At 55.2% G+C, this 22,150-nt stretch carries 19 protein-coding genes; 9 read left to right on the forward strand and 10 right to left on the reverse strand.

Annotation, left to right across the window (positions count from 1 at the left end):
* Positions 1-54: 54 nt before the first annotated feature.
* The 8 genes from AOY23_RS22785 to AOY23_RS04015 form a co-directional block, all read right to left on the reverse strand.
* Positions 55-210, reverse strand: a complete 156-nt coding sequence (locus AOY23_RS22785; RefSeq protein WP_155483930.1) for a hypothetical protein — start codon at positions 208-210, stop codon at positions 55-57.
* Between the two features lie 181 nt (positions 211-391).
* Positions 392-937: a 4Fe-4S binding protein gene (locus AOY23_RS21510; protein ID WP_072170915.1), complete on the reverse strand. Its 546-nt coding sequence runs from the start codon at positions 935-937 to the stop codon at positions 392-394.
* Positions 937-1,530, reverse strand: a complete 594-nt coding sequence (locus AOY23_RS03990) for a molecular chaperone TorD family protein (RefSeq protein WP_054177545.1) — start codon at positions 1,528-1,530, stop codon at positions 937-939. The genes AOY23_RS21510 and AOY23_RS03990 overlap by 1 nt, the downstream gene beginning before the upstream one ends.
* 68 nt (positions 1,531-1,598) lie before the next feature.
* Entirely contained in the window at positions 1,599-2,375 is a 777-nt protein-coding gene (locus AOY23_RS03995) for a dimethyl sulfoxide reductase anchor subunit family protein (protein WP_054177546.1), read from the reverse strand.
* Positions 2,368-2,994 carry a DMSO/selenate family reductase complex B subunit gene (locus tag AOY23_RS04000; RefSeq protein ID WP_054177547.1) on the reverse strand — a complete coding sequence of 209 codons (627 nt, stop codon included), beginning with the start codon at positions 2,992-2,994 and terminating at the stop codon, positions 2,368-2,370. Before AOY23_RS04000 ends, AOY23_RS03995 begins: the two co-directional genes overlap by 8 nt.
* 13 nt (positions 2,995-3,007) lie before the next feature.
* Positions 3,008-5,437, reverse strand: a complete 2,430-nt coding sequence (locus AOY23_RS04005) for a DMSO/selenate family reductase complex A subunit (protein WP_054177548.1) — start codon at positions 5,435-5,437, stop codon at positions 3,008-3,010.
* A gap of 398 nt (positions 5,438-5,835) precedes the next feature.
* Complete coding sequence (locus tag AOY23_RS04010; RefSeq protein WP_054177549.1) at positions 5,836-6,942, reverse strand: alkene reductase; 1,107 nt, start codon at positions 6,940-6,942, stop codon at positions 5,836-5,838.
* A gap of 58 nt (positions 6,943-7,000) precedes the next feature.
* Positions 7,001-7,213 (reverse strand): YdgH/BhsA/McbA-like domain containing protein, encoded by a 213-nt coding sequence (locus AOY23_RS04015; RefSeq protein ID WP_054177550.1) that lies wholly within the window; start codon positions 7,211-7,213, stop codon positions 7,001-7,003.
* A gap of 240 nt (positions 7,214-7,453) precedes the next feature.
* Here AOY23_RS04015 and cadC point away from each other — a divergent pair, with 240 nt between their 5' ends.
* From cadC to AOY23_RS04060, 9 genes are all read left to right on the forward strand, one after another.
* Entirely contained in the window at positions 7,454-8,986 is a 1,533-nt protein-coding gene (gene cadC / locus AOY23_RS04020; protein ID WP_054177810.1) for a lysine decarboxylation/transport transcriptional activator CadC, read from the forward strand.
* 365 nt (positions 8,987-9,351) lie between these two features.
* Entirely contained in the window at positions 9,352-10,689 is a 1,338-nt protein-coding gene (cadB, locus tag AOY23_RS04025) for a cadaverine/lysine antiporter (RefSeq protein ID WP_054177551.1), read from the forward strand.
* An 80-nt stretch (positions 10,690-10,769) separates the two neighbouring features.
* Complete coding sequence (gene cadA, locus AOY23_RS04030; protein WP_054177552.1) at positions 10,770-12,914, forward strand: lysine decarboxylase CadA; 2,145 nt, start codon at positions 10,770-10,772, stop codon at positions 12,912-12,914.
* A 143-nt stretch (positions 12,915-13,057) separates the two neighbouring features.
* A complete protein-coding gene (gene dtpD, locus AOY23_RS04035) occupies positions 13,058-14,527 on the forward strand; it encodes a dipeptide permease DtpD (RefSeq protein ID WP_054177553.1) in 1,470 nt (489 codons plus the stop codon).
* A gap of 146 nt (positions 14,528-14,673) precedes the next feature.
* Positions 14,674-14,994 (forward strand): cupin domain-containing protein, encoded by a 321-nt coding sequence (locus AOY23_RS04040; protein WP_054177554.1) that lies wholly within the window; start codon positions 14,674-14,676, stop codon positions 14,992-14,994.
* 212 nt (positions 14,995-15,206) lie between these two features.
* Positions 15,207-16,463, forward strand: a complete 1,257-nt coding sequence (locus AOY23_RS04045; protein ID WP_054177555.1) for an MFS transporter — start codon at positions 15,207-15,209, stop codon at positions 16,461-16,463.
* Positions 16,464-16,492: 29 nt separating this feature from the next.
* A complete protein-coding gene (locus tag AOY23_RS04050; RefSeq protein WP_054177556.1) occupies positions 16,493-17,191 on the forward strand; it encodes an oligogalacturonate-specific porin KdgM family protein in 699 nt (232 codons plus the stop codon).
* A gap of 14 nt (positions 17,192-17,205) precedes the next feature.
* Positions 17,206-18,414, forward strand: a complete 1,209-nt coding sequence (locus AOY23_RS04055; protein ID WP_054177557.1) for an alginate lyase family protein — start codon at positions 17,206-17,208, stop codon at positions 18,412-18,414.
* A 10-nt stretch (positions 18,415-18,424) separates the two neighbouring features.
* Positions 18,425-20,362, forward strand: a complete 1,938-nt coding sequence (locus AOY23_RS04060) for a heparinase II/III domain-containing protein (protein WP_054177558.1) — start codon at positions 18,425-18,427, stop codon at positions 20,360-20,362.
* Here the strand turns inward: AOY23_RS04060 and AOY23_RS04065 are convergent.
* A complete protein-coding gene (locus AOY23_RS04065; RefSeq protein WP_072170916.1) occupies positions 20,332-21,081 on the reverse strand; it encodes an EAL domain-containing protein in 750 nt (249 codons plus the stop codon). The two genes, AOY23_RS04060 and AOY23_RS04065, sit on opposite strands and share 31 nt — an antisense overlap.
* 24 nt (positions 21,082-21,105) lie before the next feature.
* The gene (locus tag AOY23_RS04070; RefSeq protein WP_054177811.1) at positions 21,106-22,146 is read right to left on the reverse strand and encodes a fimbrial protein; all 1,041 of its coding nucleotides are present in this window, start codon (positions 22,144-22,146) and stop codon (positions 21,106-21,108) included.
* Positions 22,147-22,150 lie beyond the last annotated feature (4 nt).

Genomic DNA, 22,150 nt, shown 5'->3' on the forward strand with positions numbered 1-22,150 from the left:
GAGGGCACGGGAGTCTGGCGACCCCGAAAAATGAGGGCTCCGCAAGCGCCGGAATTACTTGAGCGCTTTAAGCCACATCATTAACTGTTTCAGTTCTGAGCCGGTCAGCGCCGGGATGGTCACTTTCCGTTTCAGCTCAGTACTGACAAGCTCAAGCGCGAGCCTCATCATTTGATCGTTCTTGCCGTGTGAAATGACATCTGTACGCATGGCAGTACCTCCTCAATGTGAAAATATGCGCGAGCGCGATATAAGCACATGTTTAACAAGGAAATGCTAGATGTAGCGTCATTACGTCACAAATGGTACTACATGTTGGGTATTGTAACTGAAGTTTTCTGCAAGGCAAGTGACAATTTGAGGAAAGTCCAGGGGAATATTCTGTTGTTTTTCAAAAGGCAGAGGGGACAAGGGTCACGGCGTCGTAATTGCACTGAACCAGGCATTCGCCACAGCCTGTGCAGCGTTCGCTGTCCAGTTCTGGCAGCCATGTTTCTCCAGGAGTACAGGCCTGCGAGGGACAACTATCCACACACTGATTGCAGCGGCGAACCGGGTTGATGCAACTGGCGTTGAAAACGGGGCGCAGGCCGGTGTCGAACTGTGCCTGCGGCAACAATGCGCCGACATCGCAGGCCTCAATGCACCGTCCACAGCCATCGCAACTGGCGTACTGAATATTGAGCTGCGGCAGCCCGCTTTCGTGTTTATCCAGAATTCCCATCGGGCAGGCGTCAATACAGAGATGACACTGAGTGCATTGCGCATGGAATTCGGCAACAGGTAGCGCGCCGGGCGGCAGCGGGATCGCGGGATACGCGGACGGCGTTTCCGGCGCAACCTGACGGGCGGCGCTGACGACGGCGCGGAACAGCCCGCGCCGACTGACGTGACGATGTGAGAGGTACTCCTGATAATACCGCTCGGATTTGCTCATCAGAAAAACAACCTTCTGGTCTCTGGTCGCAGCGCTTTTCGCTGCTGAATATCATTAAGAAACAGTGTCGCGACTCTGGCGAGACGGGCGTAGAACGGGCTAATCTCATTGCGCTTGAGCAGTTCGAGATAGCGATGCGCCCACGGCAGCAAATGTACTTCCAGCAGCGTGGCGGCCGCGTTCGGGTTTCCGCGCTCCAGCAGGGCGCTCCAGGCGAGCAGCATCAGGCCGAACTGGTCTTCAGGCTCATTGTCTTTACCATCAAAAGCAATGCCGTGACGGCGCAAAAACGCGCGGTACAGGGCAGTAGATTCCCCCATCAACAGGTTATCTCTTTCCAGATAAACGGAACCCCACGGCGGGGCGACCATTTCACCCTGACCTTCAAAAAGCGTTGAAAATTGCCAGATCAACGCCTCGTCATCAGGTTGTGGCCATTGCTCGCAAAGCGCGGCGATTCGTTCAGGATCGTTCCATGAATAAAGGGAAGGTAATGTCGGGAGGCACTGCAACAGCTCCCGGGTTTCGCTACGCTCAGGTGAATAGTAAAACAAAGCACCGAGGATTCGCGTCATTACTGCATGGGCTGACATGTCATTCACTCCTGTTGTGACCCGGCCAGACGAAAACGGCAGCCAGTCATCCGCTGGCTGCCCACTGATTACATCGGTAACGTCCATAAGTTATAGAAAGCGACCCGACCTGCCAGCTCCGCTGCGACGATCACCAGCACCGCGGTCGCCAGTACCGGTTGCCCGGAATTTCGTCGTGCGTATGCCATTGCGCAGATCAACCCGAGTGCTAACAGGACTCCCTGAGCAGTGAACCACGTTGTTTGCGCCGATGCCAACGCGCTGTCTGCATTTGTGATAGTCGACATATATCCAGGCAACAAGCAGAAACTGGCGAGAATGGCGATGATGCAAACCCACAGTCCCACGCGGCGCGCACCAAAGAAGGCGGCCAGCGCGCCACCGCCGATGAACGGTGTCAGCACCATGATGGCGGTGGTGTAGTGCGAGCTCCAGGTCGCGACGGTTGGCAACTGGTAAATGCGCGGAATGGCGAGCACAAAGATTACGCCGACCGCCGCCGCCAGCCAGGCGAGGGAGACAAACAGCGATGACGCACCGCGTTTCAACAGCAGCCCAAGCGCACTAAGGCCGCCGAGCGTGCCGAACACCGCTGAGAGCGCGATTTCGTTGCTCATTGGCGATTCCCCGACGCGGAACAGCATATTCAGCGCCCGCGCCGGTTGCCCGACGTGGAAAATACCCATCACCACGCCAAGACCAAACAGGCACATCGCCGTGAACAGCCCAATGGCCATTCGTCGCGCGTCAATCTGCTTCAGCGCGCCACCGATCAGCAACAGGATAAACGCGCCCACGGCGCACTGCGTAAAGACGGTGAAAAACACCAGAGGTAACTCATGCATGGCGAGTCTCCTGCAGATTCTGAATGGCGCCTGCCTTATCACCGCTGGCTTTCGCCTTCGGATGCGGTTTGACGATCAGGTTAGGGCGAGTGAATGAGGCAGACGGCAGCGGCGCAATCTCGTTTTCGCTGCCATATTTTGCGCGCAGCTCGTCAATCGGGCCGAAATCCAGCGCGCGCTGCGGGCAGGAATCGACGCAGATCGGGCGCAGGTTTTGCGCCAGCCGATCCAGGCAACCGTCGCATTTGCGCATCACTTTCGCTTTCGCATCAAATTGCGGCGCACCGTACGGGCAGCGCATTTCACAGTAGCGGCAGCCGACGCAAATGGTGTCGTCGACCACGACCAGACCATCTTCTTCACGCTTGTGCATCGCGCCCGTCGGGCAGCCTGCGGTGCAGGTGGGTTCATCGCAGTGGTTACAGGCGATGGAGAGATAGTAGGCGAACGTGTCGTTGTGCCAGCTGTCGCCTTCCTTTACCCACTCGCCGCCGCCGTATTCGTATACGCGGCGCAGTTTCGGTCCGACATCTAAATCTTTATTGTCCTTACAACTGACCTGGCAGGTTTTGCAGCCTGAACAGCGCGAGGAGTCAACGTAAAAGCCATATTGTTTCATATCAGATCACTCCTTAAGCGCGTTTAATCTCAACCAGGTTCGTGTGTTGCGGGTTGCCTTTCGCCAGCGGTGAGGGCAGATGGTTGGTCAGCGAGTTGATACAGCGACCGACATCAACCCCGTCATTATCAAGACGAGTCCATGCGCCCTGCGGCATGGCGGCCACGCCCGGGATAATGCGGTTTGTCACCTTGCAGGGGATCTCAACCACCCCGCGATCATTAAACACACGCACCAGATCGCCGTTTTCCAGTTGCCGCGCGCGGGCATCGATCGGGTTGATCCACACTTCGTCTGGCACCGCTTCGTGAAGCGCCAGAATGTTGGTGTACGTGGAGTGGGTATGCCCTTTGGTATGGAATCCGCTCAGTTGCAGCGGGTATTTCTCCGTCAACGTCTTGTTGAGGTGTGACTCTTTCACCACGCAGAATTCCGGTACCGCCGGGATGCGATCGCCTTCCAGCAGCGTCCATTTCTGCGCCAGATCCGCCAGCGCCTGCGAGTAGATCTCAATCTTACCTGATGGCGTGGTGAGCGGGTTGGCAACCGGGTCCGTGCGGAAATCCGCGAACACCAGGCTCTGTTTGTCGGTCGCTATTTGCTGGTCGATGACCCCTTTGGTTTTAGCGACGTTCCATTCAGGCAAATAATCGCGTTTCTCTTTGATCTGCTGATAATGGAACTCGGCCCATTGCGCCTGCGTTCTGCCGAGGGTGAATTTCTCCCGCAGACCGAGATGCCCGGCGATGTCGGCGCAGATATCGTAAGTACTGCGTACTTCCCACATCGGTGTGATGGTCTTCTGCAGCGCGATCATATAGTTGTGCGAACCCGCCGCGTAGGAGCTGTCGACCAGATCGTCGGCTTCAAGGTAGCTGGTTTCCGGCAGCAGAATATCGGCAAATTTCGCGCTGGGTGTCATGTGGTTTTCAATCACGATGATCGTTTCGCACAGCGTTTCATCCGCCAGGATTTCGCGTGTACGTTTGATGTTGCCATGCTGGTTTATCAGCGCGTTCCCCGCCTGATTGACTACCAGTTTGATCCCGGTTTTCAGCTTATCCGTGCCTTTCACGCCCATGGTGTTGGCGGTCATTTTTTCCGGATTCAGAATCGCATCGGTCCACAGATAGCAGGGGATCGACGTGGTAATCGGATTGGTCTCGGTCGGCAGCAGCGGAACGCCGTACGGTGTACCGTAAGGCCAGTTGCCGTTGTTGGTGCCAGGCAGACCAAAGTGGCCGGTCAGCGCGGGCAGCATCTGGATGGCGCGGACGGTTTGCTCGCCGTTGGCGTGGCGCTGCGGTCCCCAGCCCTGGCAGATATAACAGGCTTTCGCGCCGGCGATTTCCCGTGCCAGTTGTTTGATGCGCACTGCCGGAAGCCCGGTGATTGCCGCGGCCCATTCCGGCGTCTTGGCGATCCCGTCCGGGCCGGTGCCGAGAATGTAATCTTTATAGCTGGCGTTCGGCGCGGCCTGCGCAGGCAGGGTGGTGCTGTCGTAGCCGACGCAGTATTTATTAATTTCCGCTTCGTCGATCAGGTTTTCGCTGATCAGCGTCCAGGCGATCCCGGCGACCAGTGCGGCGTCGGTGGTCGGGCGAATGGGCAGCCATTCCGCATGTTCTGCAATCACCGAGTCGGTATAACGAGGGTCGATAATCACCACTTTGGCATTGGAGGTTTCCAGCGCGCGGCGAATTTCCTCCACCTGGCCGCCGCCGGACATACGCGTTTCCGACAGATTCAGACCGAAGAAAACCACCAAATCAGAATGGGCGATTTCGGTAAAATGGCTACCAGCATATTTGCCGTGCGTATAAGGTGTCGCGGTCGCAATTTGGGCGGTGGAATAGGTATTGTGGTAATTCAAATAGCCGCCGGAAATGTTTAGTAAACGTTTCCAGGCTGGCGTTCCCTGGGTGTGATAATAGGCCCCGGATTGATAGTTATAATAAATAGCTTCACGACCATATTTTTCGGTAATACGTGTCAGCTCATCGGCAATGAATTTCGTCGCTTCTTCCCAGCTGATGCGTTTGAATTTTCCTTCGCCACGTTTACCGACGCGTTTCATCGGATACTTAATTCGGTCCGGGCTGTATACGCGCCAGCGGCTGGAGCGTCCGCGCAGGCAAGGGCGGATCTGGTGCTCGCCAAATACCGCATCGTCGCGGGCATCTTCAGGCTCGATACGCACGATGCGATCGTCCTTCACGATAACTTTCAGCGGGCAGCGGCTGCCACAGTTTACCAGGCACGCACTGTGGCGTACGGTCTCACCGGTGGTGGCGTCGGCGGGTGTTGCGGCTTGTGCTACGGATGAAAACGGCAAGGTAACGGCATTGCTCAGCGCAACGGCAGAGCCAATTTTGGCGGCTGTCGTCATCGCTTCCCGTCGTGAGATTTCTTTATTTAAAATCTCGCTAATTTTATTTTTCATTATTCACTATCCCCAGTATGTCCAGTGTTTAACGATAAGTTGTTAGCGGGGAACGTTAATTGATGTCGATCAAGCGAATATGGCTGAAGCCCGATGGATGCTGGCTTTTGTGATGAATCTGACCGTGACTGTGAAATTCATTTTCTGACTGACAGAAATTCCTGGGTGCAATTTATTCTCATTACTCCTTTGGTGTATGTGAAATATCGCCACAGGGATGTGATATACAGGATCAGGATGCTATCGATTTGTTAATTGTAATGACCGTTTGCGGTTGTTTGTTTCACGGGTTATGCGCGAAGACTTTTCGCCAGGTAATTCATTCTTAAATTTCCGTTAGCCAAAAACAAAAGCCCCGCGTTTATTGCGGGGCTTTCAGAATCAACGGGAGCAAGGACTTACTTACTGTTCACCGTCGGGTAATCGAGGTAACCGGCTTTACCACCGCCGAAGAACTGCTCACGAACCGGCTGGTTCAGCGGTAAATTATGCTGCAAACGATACGGCAAATCCGGGTTGGCAATAAACGGACGGCCGAAACCAATCAGATCCGCCCAGCCTTTTGCCAGCGCTTCTTCCGCGCGTTCCACGGTGTATTTGCCGGAGTAGATCAGCGTGCCGTGGAAGATAATACGCAGCGCTTCTTTGAAGGCCGCAGGCATCACCGGCGCATCTTCCCAGTCGGCTTCCGCAATATGAATATACGCAATGCCAATCTCATTGAGCACGCTTGCCGCTGCGAGGTACGTCGCTTCCGGCGTGTCATCTTTCGAGCCCATCAGCGTGGTCAGTGGCGCCAGGCGAATGCCGAGCTTCTCTTTCCCGATGGCGGCGGAAACCGCTTCTGCCACTTCTTTGAGAAAACGCAGACGGTTTTGCAGCGAGCCGCCGTACTGGTCGTCGCGCAGGTTTTCACGCGAATCAATAAACTGGTTGATCAGGTAGCCGTTAGCGCCGTGCAACTCAACGCCGTCGAAACCGGCGGCAATGGCGTTACGGGCCGCCTGTGCGTAATCAGCAATAATGCCGGGGATCTCTTCCAGCGTCAGCGCACGCGGCATGGAGTGCTGCACCATCTCACCCACGCCGTTTTCCGGACCGCGGCCTTCTATGTCAACGAACACTTTCACGCCTTCCGCCTGAATGGCGGAAGAAGAGACCGGCGCGGCATTGCCTGGCTGCAGAACGGTATGTGAAACGCGGCCTACGTGCCACAGTTGCGCAAAGATTTTGCCGCCCGCGTGGTGCACGGCGTCAGTCACTTTTTTCCAGCCTGCAATCTGCGGGTCGTTATAGATACCCGGCGTCCAGGCATAGCCCTGGCCCTGCTGGCTGATCTGCGTGCCTTCGCTGATGATAAGCCCGGCACTGGCACGCTGTGCGTAGTATTCCGCCATGTCGTCGGTCGCGACATCGCCAGCGCCAGCGCGAGAGCGGGTCATCGGCGGCATGACAATGCGGCTTTTCAGCGGCAATGCGTTAAGTGAATACTGATCGAATAACATAGAATTTTTTCCTCACTTAAACGGGAGACGATCTCCGGTACTGGCAATACAGCCGATGTTATTTATCCAGCTCGGCAGTCATCATGACAAAGTTACCCATGCGGGCGCTGGTGATTTTGTAGTCGCTTTTCCCTTCGGCTTTGGCTTTTGCCGCCAGCGCCGCTTCAGCTGAGTCCAGGGTATTACCGGTTGCAGAGATGGTATGAGCAGAAGCGCCAAAGGCCAGCAGAGAGAAAGCCGCAGCAGTAATAAATGTCGTGATAGTTTTCATTGGGATATTCCTGAGTTTGTTTTTTCAATTAACGAGTGCTGTGGTCAACAACACGATGGGGCACAGGATATTCCCGCTGATTAGTGAGATAAATGCCAATAGTGGCAATAGACTATTGCGTATTAAGTAATAATCCGCCAGGACACGGTTACGTCGCAGAGGTAGTGAGGCTCATCAAAATTGAGGGGGCCAAATATGATATAATCCGCGTTTCCCTTTTTGCTTTTTGGGCTTTTTTTTATGCAACAATCTGTTGTGCGTGTCGGAGAGTGGCTGGTTATACCCTCCGTCAATCAAATCAGCCGTCAGGGACGCCAGCTCACATTAGAACCGCGTTTGATTGACCTTCTGGTTTTTTTTGCCCGCCATCCCGACGAAGTACTGAGCCGTGATGAGCTCATTGATAATGTCTGGACGCGAAACGTCGTCACCAGCCATGTTGTCACGCAGAGCGTTTCTGAGCTGCGTAAATCGCTGAAAGATGGTGATGATAACAGCCCGGAATACATTGTTACCGTGCCTAAACGGGGCTACAAGCTGACGGCTCCGGTGATGTGGTGTACGGAAGAGGGCGAGGAACTCACGCCAGCAGCGCCAGCCGCTGAGGTTCAGGCGCCGGTTGAATCCGCTCAGATGCCTGTCGCCGCGAACCCCGCCGCGCCAGCCGCCCCGCCCGTGGTGAAACCTGAAAAACGCAAACGCCTCGCGACCTTCTGGGTATGGTGTCTGTTCCTGCTGGCGCTCGGTACTTGTGTCGCGCTGGTGACGATGTCGACGCTCAAATCGCACCCGGCAGTCACCAAAACGCGGCTGCTGCTCAACCCGCGTGATATCGACATTCGTCTGGAGAACGGTAACTCCTGCAATAACTGGATGTCGCAGCGTTCGTACGCCGTCGGGCTTGGCAGCCTGGTGACTACCTCGCTCAACACCTACTCCACCTTTATGGTGCATGACAAAACGAACTACAACGTCAATGAACCCAGCAGTTCCGGAAAAACGCTGTCGATTGAGTTCGTCAATCAGCGTCACTACCGCGCGCAGCAATGTTTTATGTCAGTACAACTGGTGGATAACGCCGACGGGTCGAGCATGCTCGACAAGCGCTACTTCATTACCGACGGCAACCAGCTGGCAATTCAGAATGACCTGTTGAGCAGCCTTTCCGAAGCGCTGAAACAGCCGTGGCCGGAAAAAATGCAGGAGATGCTCCGGCAGTATCAGCCGCTGCAAAGTACCTCGCTGTCGCGCTTCTATCAGGCGCATCAATTCTTAATGAACGGTGATGTCGATTCGTTAGGCAAAGCCAGTGATATTCTCAATGACATCACGAAGCAGTCGCCGGAATTTACCTATGCGTATGCAGAGAAAGTGCTGGTGGATGTATTACGTCATTCACAGCAGCCGCTGAATGGCGCACAACTGGCGGCGATGTATGAAGAAATTAACCGGGTGGAAAATATTCCCGGCATGAAAGATGAGTCGATCGTTTATCAAATACGAACGATTGATCAGTTGGGCAAAGGCAACGTTAATGAAGCGTTCGAAGCCATTAATACTGGTATCGATCTGGAAATGTCCTGGCTGAATTATGTGTTGCTCGGCAAAGTATATGAAATGAAAGGCGCCAACCGTCAGGCTGCGGATGCCTATCTTACCGCGTTTAATTTGCGCCCCGGTGAAAACACCTTGTACTGGATTGAAAACGGCGTATTCCAGACTTCCGTTACCCGCGTTGTTCCATATCTCGACAATTTCCTCTCTTCAGAATAAGTAAACTCTCATCATGCTGCTTTTTAAGGGCATGATGAGGTTAATTTTATGTATATCAACAATATTCGATTTGTTACTAAAATTCACCGATCTGACGGCGATCTACAACCGCTTTTTAACACCTTCTGATGCTCACAACCTGCTGTAAAACAACGATGTTTATCTTTTTATGATGTCAACTTGTCTTGTTGATGTGTTAACGCAAAAAGCTCAGGATGTCATTTGTCTGATGTTTGCCATTAATTCATTTAATCCTTAGGACTTCTCTCATAAGAATCCTTAATCTTGTTGGCAGTCGGTCGGATCAATAAATAATTTGCATCATGGTCCGCACCTCCAAAGTAAAGCTCAGGAGAAAAAGAAACATGAGTTCTGCCAAGAAGATCGGGCTATTTGCCTGTACCGGCGTTGTCGCTGGTAATATGATGGGGAGCGGGATTGCGTTATTACCTGCGAACCTCGCAAGCATTGGTGGTATTGCTATTTGGGGATGGGTTATATCTATTATTGGTGCAATGTCTCTGGCATATGTTTATGCCCGGCTGGCCACCAAAAACCCACAACAGGGTGGTCCAATTGCGTATGCAGGGGAATTATCTCCGGCATTCGGTTTCCAGACCGGCGTGCTTTATTATCACGCAAACTGGATTGGTAACCTTGCCATCGGTATTACTGCCGTCTCTTATCTTTCTACCTTCTTCCCGGTGTTAAATAACCCGGTTCCGGCCGGTATTGCCTGTATTGCCATCGTGTGGATCTTCACCTTCGTGAATATGCTCGGTGGTACCTGGGTAAGCCGTCTGACCACTATTGGCCTGGTGCTGGTGCTGATCCCGGTTGTGATGACCGCAGTTGTCGGCTGGCACTGGTTCGATGCTGCCACTTATCAGGCTAACTGGAACACCTCGCAGACCACTGACAGCCACGCGGTGGTGAAAAGTATTCTGCTCTGCCTGTGGGCGTTCATCGGTGTTGAATCCGCCGCGGTAAGTACCGGTATGGTCAACAACCCGAAACGCACTGTGCCGCTGGCAACCATGCTGGGTACCGCGATGGCCGGTCTGGTCTACATCGCCGCAACGCAGGTGCTGGTAGGTATGTATCCGGCATCGCAGATGGCGGCCTCTGGTGCGCCGTTCGCCATCAGTGCTTCCACCATTCTGGGCGGCTGGGCTGCGCCGGTGGTTTCCGCCTTCACCGCCTTTGCGTGCCTGACGTCGCTGGGCTCATGGATGATGCTGGTTGGCCAGGCCGGTATGCGTGCCGCTAACGATGGCAACTTCCCGAAAGTGTATGGCGAAGTCGACAGCAACGGTATTCCGAAAAAAGGCTTGCTGCTGGCCGCAGTGAAAATGACCGCGCTGATGGTTCTCATCACCGTCATGAACTCCAGCGGTGGTAAAGCCTCTGACCTGTTCGGTGAGCTGACCGGTATCGCGGTACTGCTGACCATGCTGCCTTACTTCTACTCTTGCGTTGACCTGATTCGTTTCGAAGGCATCAACATTCGTAACCTCGCAAGCCTGGTTTGCTCTGTCCTCGGCTGTGGCTTCTGCTTCATCGCGCTGATGGGTGCAGGCTCTTTCGAACTTTCCGGCACCTTTATCATCAGCCTGGTCATCCTGATGTTCTACGGCCGCAAAATGTCCCAACGTCAGCAAAACAAAGTTGCTACTGAAACACAGACCGCTGACGCGCATTAATTCTTAACCCTTTCTCTGTGCCCCTCCTTACCCCTGTCACACCGTGACGGGAGGGGCCTTCTACACCTGGAGATACGAGTATGAACGTTATCGCAATCATGAATCACATGGGTGTCTACTTTAAAGAAGAACCTATCCGTGAGCTGCATCGCGCCCTGGAACGCCTGGACTTCCGCATTGTTTATCCGAACGACCGCGAAGATTTACTGAAACTTATCGAAAACAATGCGCAGTTGTGCGGTGTGATTTTCGACTGGGATAAATACAACCTCGAACTGTGCGAAGAAATCAGCGAAATGAATGAGTACATGCCGCTGTACGCCTTCGCTAATACCTACTCCACGCTCGATGTGAGTCTCAACGACCTCCGTATGCAGGTCCGTTTCTTTGAATATGCGCTGGGCGCGGCTGACGATATCGCGGCAAAAATCAAACAGAATACCGATGAATACATCGACGCCATTCTGCCGCCGCTGACCAAAGCACTGTTCAAATATGTTCGTGAAGGCAAATACACGTTCTGTACCCCAGGCCACATGGGTGGCACCGCCTTCCAGAAAAGCCCGGTCGGTAGCATCTTCTACGATTTCTTTGGCCCGAACACCATGAAATCAGACATCTCTATTTCTGTGTCTGAACTGGGTTCTCTGCTCGACCACAGCGGTCCGCATAAAGAAGCCGAAGAGTATATTGCACGCGTGTTTAACGCTGAACGCAGCTATATGGTGACCAACGGGACGTCTACCGCGAACAAAATCGTCGGGATGTACTCCGCACCGGCAGGCAGCACCGTGCTGATTGACCGTAACTGCCATAAATCGCTGACTCATCTGATGATGATGAGCGATATCACGCCGATCTACTTCCGTCCGACCCGTAACGCGTACGGCATCCTCGGCGGCATTCCGCAGAGTGAATTCCAGCATGCCACTATCGCTAAACGCGTAAAAGAAACGCCGAACGCCAGCTGGCCGGTACACGCCGTGATTACCAACTCCACGTATGACGGCCTGCTGTACAACACCGATTACATCAAGAAAACGCTGGATGTGAAATCCATCCACTTTGACTCCGCCTGGGTGCCTTACACCAACTTCTCGCCGATTTACGAAGGCAAATGCGGTATGAGCGGTGGCCGTGTGGAAGGTAAAGTGATCTATGAAACCCAGTCCACGCACAAACTGCTGGCGGCATTCTCGCAGGCGTCCATGATCCATGTGAAAGGTGACGTTAACGAAGAAACCTTCAACGAAGCCTACATGATGCACACCACCACGTCGCCGCACTACGGTATCGTGGCGTCCACCGAAACCGCGGCGGCGATGATGAAAGGCAATGCCGGTAAGCGCATGATCAGCGGTTCCATTCAGCGTGCGATCAAGTTCCGTAAAGAGATCAAGCGCCTGAAAGGGGAATCCGATGGCTGGTTCTTCGACGTATGGCAGCCGGAACATATCGATTCACCGGAATGCTGGCCGCTGCGTTCTGACAGCGCATGGCACGGTTTCAAAAACATCGATAACGAACACATGTACCTCGACCCGATCAAAGTCACCATTCTGACCCCGGGGATGAAGAAAGACGGTACCATGGACGACTTCGGTATTCCGGCCAGCATCGTGGCGAAATACCTTGATGAGCACGGTATCATTGTTGAGAAAACCGGTCCGTACAACCTGCTGTTCCTGTTCAGCATCGGTATCGACAAAACCAAAGCGCTGAGCCTGCTGCGTGCGCTGACCGACTTCAAACGCGCGTTCGACCTGAACCTGCGGGTGAAAAACATGCTGCCGTCGCTGTACCGCGAAGATCCTGAGTTCTATGAAAACATGCGTATTCAGGATCTGGCGCAGAACATTCACAAACTGGTTGAACATCACAACCTGCCGGACCTGATGTTCCGCGCGTTCGAAGTGCTGCCGGCAATGGTTATGACGCCGTACAAAGCGTTCCAGAAAGAGCTGCACAGCGAAGTGGAAGAGGTGTACCTCGAAGAGATGGTGGGCCGCGTCAACGCCAACATGATCCTGCCGTATCCTCCGGGAGTTCCGCTGGTCATGCCGGGTGAGATGATCACTGAAGAGAGCCGTCCGGTGCTGGAATTCCTGCAGATGCTGTGCGAAATCGGTGCTCACTATCCGGGCTTCGAAACCGATATCCACGGCGCCTATCGCCAGGCAGACGGTCGTTACACTGTGAAAGTGCTGAAAGAAAACACCAAGTAACTGAGGTAACTGAGGGAAGTGGTTTTGCCACTTCCCTTTTTTCATTGCCGGGTGGCACTGCGCTTACCCGGCCTACGATCCGCATGTAGGCCCGCGCAAGCGACGCGCCGCCGGGCAAATTTGACAGACCGCAGGGAGACCGCATGAAAACACTCTCACAACCGCGCGCGATCTATTACATCGTGGCGATTCAAATCTGGGAATATTTCAGCTTCTACGGCATGCGTGCCTTACTCATCCTCTATCTCACTCACCAGCTTGGTTTCGATGACCGTCGCGCCATCAGCCTGTTCAGTGCTTACGCTTCTCTGGTCTACGTTACCCCCATTCTTGGCGGCTGGATTGCCGACCGCCTGCTCGGCAACCGCATGGCGATCGTTGCCGGTGCGCTGTTAATGACGCTCGGCCACGTGGTGCTGGGCGTGGAATCTGACACGACATGGAGTCTCTACCTTGCGCTGGCGATCATCATTTGCGGCTATGGCCTGTTTAAATCGAATATCAGCTGTCTGCTGGGCGAACTGTACGCGCATGACGATCATCGTCGTGACGGCGGTTTTTCGTTGCTGTACGCGGCGGGGAATGTCGGTTCGATCGTCGCCCCTGTCGCCTGTGGGCTGACGGCACAGTGGTACGGCTGGCACGTCGGCTTCGCGCTGGCGGGCGTCGGGATGTTCATCGGTCTGATGATCTTCTTAAGCGGCCATCGTCACTTCCGCGGTACGCGCGGCGTAGACAAAGCCGCCCTGCAACGCGTCACCTTTGTGCTGCCAACCTGGGGCTGGCTGGTGGCGATGTTGTGTGTGGCGCCGCTCTTCTTCACGCTGCTGCTGGAGAATGACTGGTCGGGCTATCTGCTGGCGCTGGTCTGCGTCTTTGCCGCGCAGATGGTGGCGCGGATCATGATTAAATCGCCGGAACACCGTCGTGCGTTGTGGCAAATCGTCCTGCTGATGACCGCGGGCACGCTGTTCTGGGTGCTGGCGCAACAGGGCGGCAGCTCGATCAGCCTGTTTATCGACCGCTTCGTTAATCGTCACTGGTTCAGCACGGAAGTGCCGACCGCGCTGTTCCAGTCGGTTAATGCCATCGCGGTGATGGTGGCGGGCGTGGTGCTGGCATGGCTTATCCGCCCGGAAGGCAGCGTGCGCTCGGTACTGCGCGTGTGGATGAAGTTCGCCGCCGGTCTGGCGCTGATGGGCGCCGGTTTTATGCTGCTGGCGCTGAACGCGCGGCAGGGCGAACTGCACGGTCAGGCGTCGATGGGCATGATGATTGCCGGACTGGCGCTGATGGGTTTTGCCGAGCTGTTTATTGATCCGGTGGCGATGGCGCAGATCACCCGGCTTAACATGCCAGGCGTGACCGGCGTACTGACCGGGATCTACATGCTGGCGACCGGCGCGGTGGCAAACTGGCTGGCGGGCGTGGTGGCGCAACAGACCACCGAATCGCAAATCAGTGATTCGGCAATCGCCGCCTACGGCCACTTTTTCTCACAAATGGGCGAATGGACGCTGGTCTGCGTGGCGCTGATTGTCGCGCTGGTCATCTGCGCACGCCTGCTGTTTAGCTCTTCAACGCCCCGCCTGCAGGAATCGCGTCACGATTAACCGGCCTTTCGCTGCCGGTCATCCTCCGGCGGGCAGCGAAAAGAGACATTTTGTGCGCCGCCTCTGTTTTTTTCTCCTGCCTTTTTTTATTCTCCGTGCCTCTTTTCTTTAATGTGAAATAACGTTTCATTTTACGCGGAGGCATAATGTTTACATTCTACAATGACACAAAACTGGAAATTTTAGGAAATGGCGTAAGCCGGAAAATACTGGCGCATGCTGGTCAATTAATGGCCGTTGAAGTGCATTTTGCCACCGGCGCGGTGGGCGCAATGCACAGCCATCCTCATGAGCAATTAACCTATATTCTGTCAGGAGAATTCGAGTTCACTATCGGTAATGAAACGCGGAAAGTCACCGCCGGAGACACGCTCTACAAGCGGCCTGACATCCCGCACGGCTGCGTGTGTCTGCAGGCCGGGGTATTACTGGATACGTTTACGCCGGTGCGTGAAGATTTCCTGTAATTAAATATTCGTGGTGAATGTATTTTTTGTTTTTAATAAAAACGCCCGTCATAAAATTTATTTTTTACTGACGGGTGTGATCATTTTTAATTGTGAGAATGATCACTGAAAGACCTTCCGGTGAACTCCTAACATAAATTAAAACGTTATTTCAATTTTATTCAAACGTTGTTTTATGTGATCTGTTAATAATATTACGGATAAGGGATGCTATGAAGATAAAAAACTTACGGTGGTACATTATCATACTTGTCATGCTGGGTACCGTCACCAACTACCTGGCACGAAGTACCCTCGGCGTTGCGGCGCCTGAAATGATGAAAACGCTGGGATTATCCAGTGAGCAATATTCGTGGATTGTCTCCGTCTTTCCCTTCACCTACGCCATCGGCGGGATCCTCTGCGGGTTTGTGATTGATCGCTACGGCCTGCGTCTGAGCTTCGCCATTCTGGCGGCGTTGTGGTCGATTTTCAATATGCTGACCGGCCTGTGCAGCACCTGGCTGCCCATTGCCTGGTTACGCGGCGGGCTTGGGATCACCGAAGCGGCCTTCAACCCGGCAGGGATGAAAGTGACAGCAGAGTGGTTTCCGGCGAAAGAGCGCGGGCTGGCCTGCGGTGTTTACAGTCTCGGCACCTCGCTGGGGGCAATGCTGGCGCCGCCGCTGGTGGTGTGGGCCATCGTCAATTACAACTGGGAAATGTCGTTCGTGGTGACCGGCGGCGTCGGGCTTATCTGGTGCGTGCTGTGGCTGGTTTGCTATCGCCCGCCAGAAAAACACCCGGCGATGATCGCCTCAGAATATGACGCCGTGCTGGCCGATCAGATCGAAGTGGTGAAAGAAAAAGCTTCGCTGCGCTCCATCATCAAAAACAAGTCGCTGTGGGCGATTTCGCTGCCGCGCTTTATGGCTGACCCGGCGTGGGGAACGCTGCATTACTGGATGCCGCTGTACCTGGTCACCGTGCGTCACATGAATCTGCAGGAGATCGCCATGTTTGCCTGGCTGCCATTCCTGACGGCGGATCTCGGCTGCCTGTGCGCCGGGTTTATGTCGCGGATACTGGTCAACCGCGGCGTCAGCGTGCTCAATTCCAAACGCATTACTTTCACTTTTGCCGCGCTGTTAATGCTCTCCATGGCGGGTGTCGGCTTCGTGACGAACGTCTACGTCGCTATTGCGCTGTTCTGCGTCGCCGGGTTTGCTCATCAGTGCCTGTCGATCACGATCATCAGCATGTCCTCTGACTTGTTCTCAAAACATGAAGTGGCGACCGCTACCGGTTTTGCGGCCTTTACCGGCAGCATGGGCAACTTCCTGTTCGGCCTGTTCCTCGGCGCGATGGTCGCGGTGGTGGGCTACAACGTCTTTTTTGTCGGCTTAGGCATTTTCGATTTAATCGGCGCGATGTTCCTGTGGCTGTTAATTAAAAATCCACAACAAAAAATGCAAACCGTGGCGGCATAACTCGCCAGACATTTATTAAGGGAAAACGTATGAAAAAATTAGCAACACTGTTGCTGGCGGCCGCCTTTTGCCCGCTGGTCAGCCAGGCGGTCACGCTTGATATTCGTGGTGGTTATCGTGAAGGCAGCCATAAATATGAATCGCGCTTCAAAATGAGCCAGGCGTGGAGCAATGGTTTCTGGCTCAGTATGGAAACCGATAATAAGCAGGGCGTTGACGGTTTCGACCAGTCCTCCACCGATTACAACGAAATCGAAGGGAATTACAAATATAAGCTGGCGAAAACGGTCACCATGCAGCCCGGCATGGTGTACCACTGGGGTGGCGACGGAGCGCAGATCCGCCCCTACGTGAAGTTTATCTGGAATATGACGCCAGCCACCTGGAGCGGCATCCGCTTTCGTTATGACTGGAACCAGTATGATTCCACCGACCTGTCAGGGAATAAAGATAAAGCCAGTGTCGGGCGAATGGATCTCTATTTCGGCTGGCAAAACGATAAATGGTATATCCAGGATAACCCGGTCTTTTATCGCTACGTAAATGACTTTAATTACAACAATAAAGAACAGTCGGCCTGGGAAAACGATCTGGTCATTAAATATAAGCTGAGCAAAGTCTGGCAGCCGTATATCGAGTGGGATTACATGGGCCAGCAGGGCAGTTATCAGGGGCGTAAAGGGCTGACCGAAAACCGCTACCGCGTCGGTATTTCCATTAATATCTAAGGGACGGGCATATCATGAAAGCTAAAATCGCATATCTTGCGTTGGCTGTCTGGAGCAGCGCGTTCGCGGCGAACGCCAGCGCCGACTGCCTGACCTGGGACTGCCAACAGATGCAGGACATCAAAACACAGATCGCCCATCACGATGGCCGCTATACGGCGGCCTGGCAGGCGCTGCAAAAACAGGCCGATGCCGCACTGGCGCATTCGCGCTGGTCGGTGACGGATAAGACCCTGACTCCGGCGTCGGGTGATAAGCACGACTATTTCAGCTTCGGCCCCTACTGGTGGCCGGACCCGGACCGCAAGGATGGTCTGCCGTACATCCGCAAAGACGGTCAAATCAACCCGGATTCGAAAACCAGCGCCACCGACAGCAAACGAATGGTGCAGTTTTCTGATGATGTGCGCGCGCTGACGCTTGCCTGGTATTACAGCGGCGAGGCGAAATATGCGCAGAAAGCACAGCAGATGCTGCGCGCGTGGTTCCTTGACAGCAACACCCGCATGAACCCGCACCTGAAATACGCGCAGGCGATTCCGGGGATCGTTGACGGGCGCGGTATCGGCATCATTGATACCCGCGTGCTGATCGACGTGGCGGACAGCATTGCGCTGCTCGCCACGGCAGGGCAGATCCCGTCCGCTGAACTGGCGGGGTATCAGAAATGGTATACCGACTACACCGCGTGGCTGAAAACCAGCCGCAACGGCTTTGAAGAGGCGAACTGGTACAACAATCACGGCGCGTGGTATGACGCGCAGGTGACGGCGTTTTCCCTGTTTACCGGTGATAACGCCAGCGCGGCGACGCAGATCGACATCTTCACCCTGCGCCACCTGGCGTCGCAGGTGAACAGCAAGGGTGAGATCACTTCGGAGCTGGAACGTACCCGCTCTTTCCATTACAGCAACTTTGCACTGGCAGCGTATGCGCGGATGGGGCGCTACGGCGAGAAGCTCAACACCGATGTCTGGGGATTTGAACTCGACGGGCGCACGATGAAAAAAGCCTTCGCGTTGATAAGCGATCAGACCGGGAAATCGCCGCAAGCCTGGCCGTATAAAGAACTGCGTTATATGCCGTCCGAAGCGACAGGCCCGATGCTGGCGGCGGCGAGAGCGTATAAGGATGCGACGTTTGTCGACAGCGCCCGCCTGCTGGCGGAGACGGATCCGCAGAATATCAATCTGCTGATCCCCGGATCGGTACTGGTGAAATAGGCGGTCAGGGATGAAACAATTTACCGATGCGCAGATCCAGATGGCGCGTCAGCGCGTAACCCCGGAGGTAGTCAACGCGCTGATCGCCCGCAACCGGGAGGTGATTGATAACGACATTCTGGTTCCGGAAACGGGCTGCGCCACCTGGAATCACTACTTTTTCTGCCCGGACCACAGTGTCCGGCTGATCTGGGATCGTCATTCACCGGGGCGGCATCGCTGCCCCATCGACGGCGCGACGTTTGCAGGCGAACCATATGACGGCGCCTGGTGGCGCTGGCTGAACGGGCTTAACGCCAGAGCCTGCTACGAGCTGGCGGTGCTCTGGCTGCTAACCGATGATCCCCGCTGGCTGGAGAAAGTGGTGGGGATCCTGATGCGCTATGCGCAGTATTACCCGGACTACGAAGAGCATGGCGGTATTCCGTATAACGGGCCGGGCAAGGCCAATGCCCAGACGTTGTGCGAGGCGAACTGTCACGCTGATTTTGCCCGCGGGTTTGACATCATCCGCGCGCAACTGACCCGGACGCAGGAGCGCTATATTGCCGAACGGCTGCTGTGTTGCGGCGCGGAATTTCTGATGGCTCATCGCTGCAACCAGATCCACAACCACGAGGTGAAGATCGGCGCCACCATCGGCATCATTGGCGCGGTGCTGGGAAACGATCGTTATCTCGATTTCGCCGTCAGCAGCCCGTACGGCCTGCAGTATCAACTGGAGCATGCTCTGTCGGCGGGCGGGTTGTGGTTTGAGGGATCGGTTCATTACCACTACTACGCGCTGGAAGCCTTTTTTGCTTTCGAAAAAGTGGCGCAGGGAAGCCGCTACAGTCTGCTGGATAAGCCCTGGTATCGCCGGATGCTGAGCGTGCCGTTACAACTGTTGTTGCCCGATATGACGTTCCCGGCCATCAACGACTGCGTGAAAGGGCAGGAGCGGCCCGGTCACCCGGATATCTATGAATTCGCCTGGCAGGTTTATCGCGAACCGGAATATGGCGCGCTGCTGTCGTGGCTGTACAGCACCCGCCCGCGCGACAACATCGACGCGCTGTTTTACGGCGTGGCGCTGCCGGAGCAACATTTGCAGCCGCCGGAAGGGCATCTGCATGCGCCGGATCTCGGTTTAACCCTCATCCGTACTACGCCGGGGGATGCGGTGTGCATCAACCATCTGCCGTACGGTGGCGAGCACGATCATTACGCCAGCCTGGATCTGATCGTTTATCGTGATGGTAAACCGCTGTTGCCCGATCTCGGCACCACCGGCTACGGCGCACCGTTGCATTACGGTTATTACAAAAACACCTTTTCCCACAGCACGCTCTGCGTGAACGGGCGCAATCAGCCGCCGTCGAATCCGCAGGTGGTCAGTTGGTCAGAAACCTGCGCGGACGCCCGTCTGGTGGCGGAGGTGAACTGGCGGCAGCCCATCGCCATGCCGGACAGCAAAACCCGCGTCGAATGGGATGATGCGGCGTATCAGGATGTCAGCTTTCGCCGCCATGTGGTGGTGACCGATCGCTGGCTGATTGACGTGCATGAGGTGGATAACCCGCATCAGCAGCAGGTGGATTCGGTGTGGCATCTCAACGCGACGCCTGCGGGCGACCGTTCGGCAACGTGCTGTTTTCCGCATGTTCATGCGATCCGCCAGACGCCGCTGGCGCACGCCGCCGATCTCTTTTACACCGCCGCCACGCCGCTGCACCTGCACTGTTTTTCCGGCGGCGAGACGACGTTGATTGAGGCGCGCGGTCCTGATAACCCGTCAACCTCGGATCTGGCGTATGTGATCCTGCGGACCACGCAGCAGCGCATCGTTCACGTCTGCGTGTTTGACTTTACCGGCAGCGGGGAAATTTGCGTGGAGTGGGCAAACGGTACGCTGCGCGTTGAAGAAGCGCGTTCGGGCTATTCCTGTACGCTGGGGGTAAAAGCGTAACCGACGCATTGCGGTGGCGGCGGGGCGGGCATGCGTGACATCAGCGTTTCAATGCTGCTCTCCCGCCATAGCATTCCCTGCAGGGCAAACCAGGGCATCGCTTCAAGCCACTGGCGATGGGCGGGCGTTTCGACGCCCTCCACAATCACCTGATGCTGATTGGCGCTGAAAAAACGCAACAGAGAGGACATCAACTCCTGACCGTTCTTTTTCTCAAACAGGCTCCACAGCAGGCATTTGTCGGTTTTGATAAAGCGGAAGGGTTGCACCGCCAGCGCGCTGAACCCGGCATAACCGGCACCGAAATCATCCAGCCAGAACGAGTATTTTTCGCTGATCGCCCGGGTGGCCGGGCTGTGCTTGATCAGCGTGCCGGAGAACTCGTTGATCTCAAAGTGCAGGAAATGCAGATCACTCACGCATTCGGCGACAAATTCGTTATCCAGTACCATCAGCGTTTGTTCATCGATGTTCAGCGTCACCATCACGTCGTGATGCCGGAACCACGTCTGATGTCGGCGAACCAGCGCGATTTGCTCCAGCAAGATGTCCTGACGCAGGCGGGGAGAGGCCGTGCTGAAAAACTGCTCGACCTGGGCAAAACCGTGGTGTTTCAGGGGATCGAGCCGCGAAAGACACTCCACAGCGATCAGCTTTCCCTCACGATTAAACATCGGCTGAAAAACGTAGCGCATCCCGGTGGGTTTACTGATCATCATGATAATTTCCTGGCGCGTTCCCGGTTATTTGAACGTCACGTCGATACTGGCGGAGGCGTTGAACACCCCTTCTTTCGGCGTCGCGCTCAGCCATTTCAGACTGGCCAGAAAGTTAGTGCTCATCACGCTGCCATTGACGTAACCCAGCGGTACCGGCGTTTTCAGCGGGATCCAACGGGTGGGGTTATCCGCTGGTGAAATCAGGATCCCGAAACCGCTGTTGGTGGTCGGCAGAATGGTGGTGGTGTCCTGCGTCGGGTAAGTGGTGCTGAAACTTGCCATCAGCGTCTGCCCCTGGCAGTCCTGCCCGGCGCCGGTCAGGTTCGCCTGCACCGAAAACGGCACCTGTTTTTCGATTTTCCCGCTCACCGCATTACGCGCCGGGATCTTGCCGAAATTCACCACCGTGCCGTTGTTAGCGACCACCGTCACCTGCGGGTTGCAGGAGATAAAACGGATATTCCCCAGCCCGGCAATGTAAGCGCGGAAGTTACTGTTCGGGCGGCTGTTGAGCCCACCAACGCCATCAACCTGGAACAGCGCATACTGCGAGTTATCGGTGATCTGCCCGTTTTGCGGCGGCTGCTGGCCGGTCGCTTTGATATACACCGAATACTCCACCGTGACCGTCTGCGATTGGGCAGGTGAACGACAGCCACCGCGGCCATCAGGGCGGCAGGTGGTGCCAGGGCCAACCAGCGATTTCGCCGACGACGACGGTTTGTGGTCAACGCTCTGGAAGGTCACACCCACTTCCAGCGAGTTGTGGATCGACTGCATCAGCCGCGTCGGGTCCCAGTACAGATACGCATCTTCGCCTCGCGGAAAGCCGTCGGTATCTTCGCACTTGAAGGTGGACGTAAAAGTTTGCGAACGCCACAGCAGCGATCCTGCCGTCAGGCTGGCGGTGGACACCACAATCGGTTTATCCAGCGTAATAATCTGCTTCACGCTGTTGGTCCCCGCTTCTTTGCAGGAGAGCGCAAAGCTTTTCAGCGGCAGCGAGGTGGCGAGCAGGGTTAACAGGGCAAGCCCTGCCCGGGAGAGTTTTTGCGTGAATCGCATCATC

The sequence above is a fragment of the Trabulsiella odontotermitis genome, assembly GCF_001297775.1.
In the GTDB taxonomy this organism is placed as follows: Bacteria; Pseudomonadota; Gammaproteobacteria; order Enterobacterales; family Enterobacteriaceae; genus Trabulsiella; species Trabulsiella odontotermitis.

Coding starts and splice junctions, on each gene's coding strand:
- AOY23_RS22785 (WP_155483930.1), bottom strand. CDS start 210: ATGCGTACAGATGTCATTTCACACGGCAAGAACGATCAAATGATGAGG.
- AOY23_RS21510 (WP_072170915.1), bottom strand. CDS start 937: ATGAGCAAATCCGAGCGGTATTATCAGGAGTACCTCTCACATCGTCAC.
- AOY23_RS03990 (WP_054177545.1), bottom strand. CDS start 1,530: ATGTCAGCCCATGCAGTAATGACGCGAATCCTCGGTGCTTTGTTTTAC.
- AOY23_RS03995 (WP_054177546.1), bottom strand. CDS start 2,375: ATGCATGAGTTACCTCTGGTGTTTTTCACCGTCTTTACGCAGTGCGCC.
- AOY23_RS04000 (WP_054177547.1), bottom strand. CDS start 2,994: ATGAAACAATATGGCTTTTACGTTGACTCCTCGCGCTGTTCAGGCTGC.
- AOY23_RS04005 (WP_054177548.1), bottom strand. CDS start 5,437: ATGAAAAATAAAATTAGCGAGATTTTAAATAAAGAAATCTCACGACGG.
- AOY23_RS04010 (WP_054177549.1), bottom strand. CDS start 6,942: ATGTTATTCGATCAGTATTCACTTAACGCATTGCCGCTGAAAAGCCGC.
- AOY23_RS04015 (WP_054177550.1), bottom strand. CDS start 7,213: ATGAAAACTATCACGACATTTATTACTGCTGCGGCTTTCTCTCTGCTG.
- cadC (WP_054177810.1), top strand. CDS start 7,454: ATGCAACAATCTGTTGTGCGTGTCGGAGAGTGGCTGGTTATACCCTCC.
- cadB (WP_054177551.1), top strand. CDS start 9,352: ATGAGTTCTGCCAAGAAGATCGGGCTATTTGCCTGTACCGGCGTTGTC.
- cadA (WP_054177552.1), top strand. CDS start 10,770: ATGAACGTTATCGCAATCATGAATCACATGGGTGTCTACTTTAAAGAA.
- dtpD (WP_054177553.1), top strand. CDS start 13,058: ATGAAAACACTCTCACAACCGCGCGCGATCTATTACATCGTGGCGATT.
- AOY23_RS04040 (WP_054177554.1), top strand. CDS start 14,674: ATGTTTACATTCTACAATGACACAAAACTGGAAATTTTAGGAAATGGC.
- AOY23_RS04045 (WP_054177555.1), top strand. CDS start 15,207: ATGAAGATAAAAAACTTACGGTGGTACATTATCATACTTGTCATGCTG.
- AOY23_RS04050 (WP_054177556.1), top strand. CDS start 16,493: ATGAAAAAATTAGCAACACTGTTGCTGGCGGCCGCCTTTTGCCCGCTG.
- AOY23_RS04055 (WP_054177557.1), top strand. CDS start 17,206: ATGAAAGCTAAAATCGCATATCTTGCGTTGGCTGTCTGGAGCAGCGCG.
- AOY23_RS04060 (WP_054177558.1), top strand. CDS start 18,425: ATGAAACAATTTACCGATGCGCAGATCCAGATGGCGCGTCAGCGCGTA.
- AOY23_RS04065 (WP_072170916.1), bottom strand. CDS start 21,081: ATGATGATCAGTAAACCCACCGGGATGCGCTACGTTTTTCAGCCGATG.
- AOY23_RS04070 (WP_054177811.1), bottom strand. CDS start 22,146: ATGCGATTCACGCAAAAACTCTCCCGGGCAGGGCTTGCCCTGTTAACC.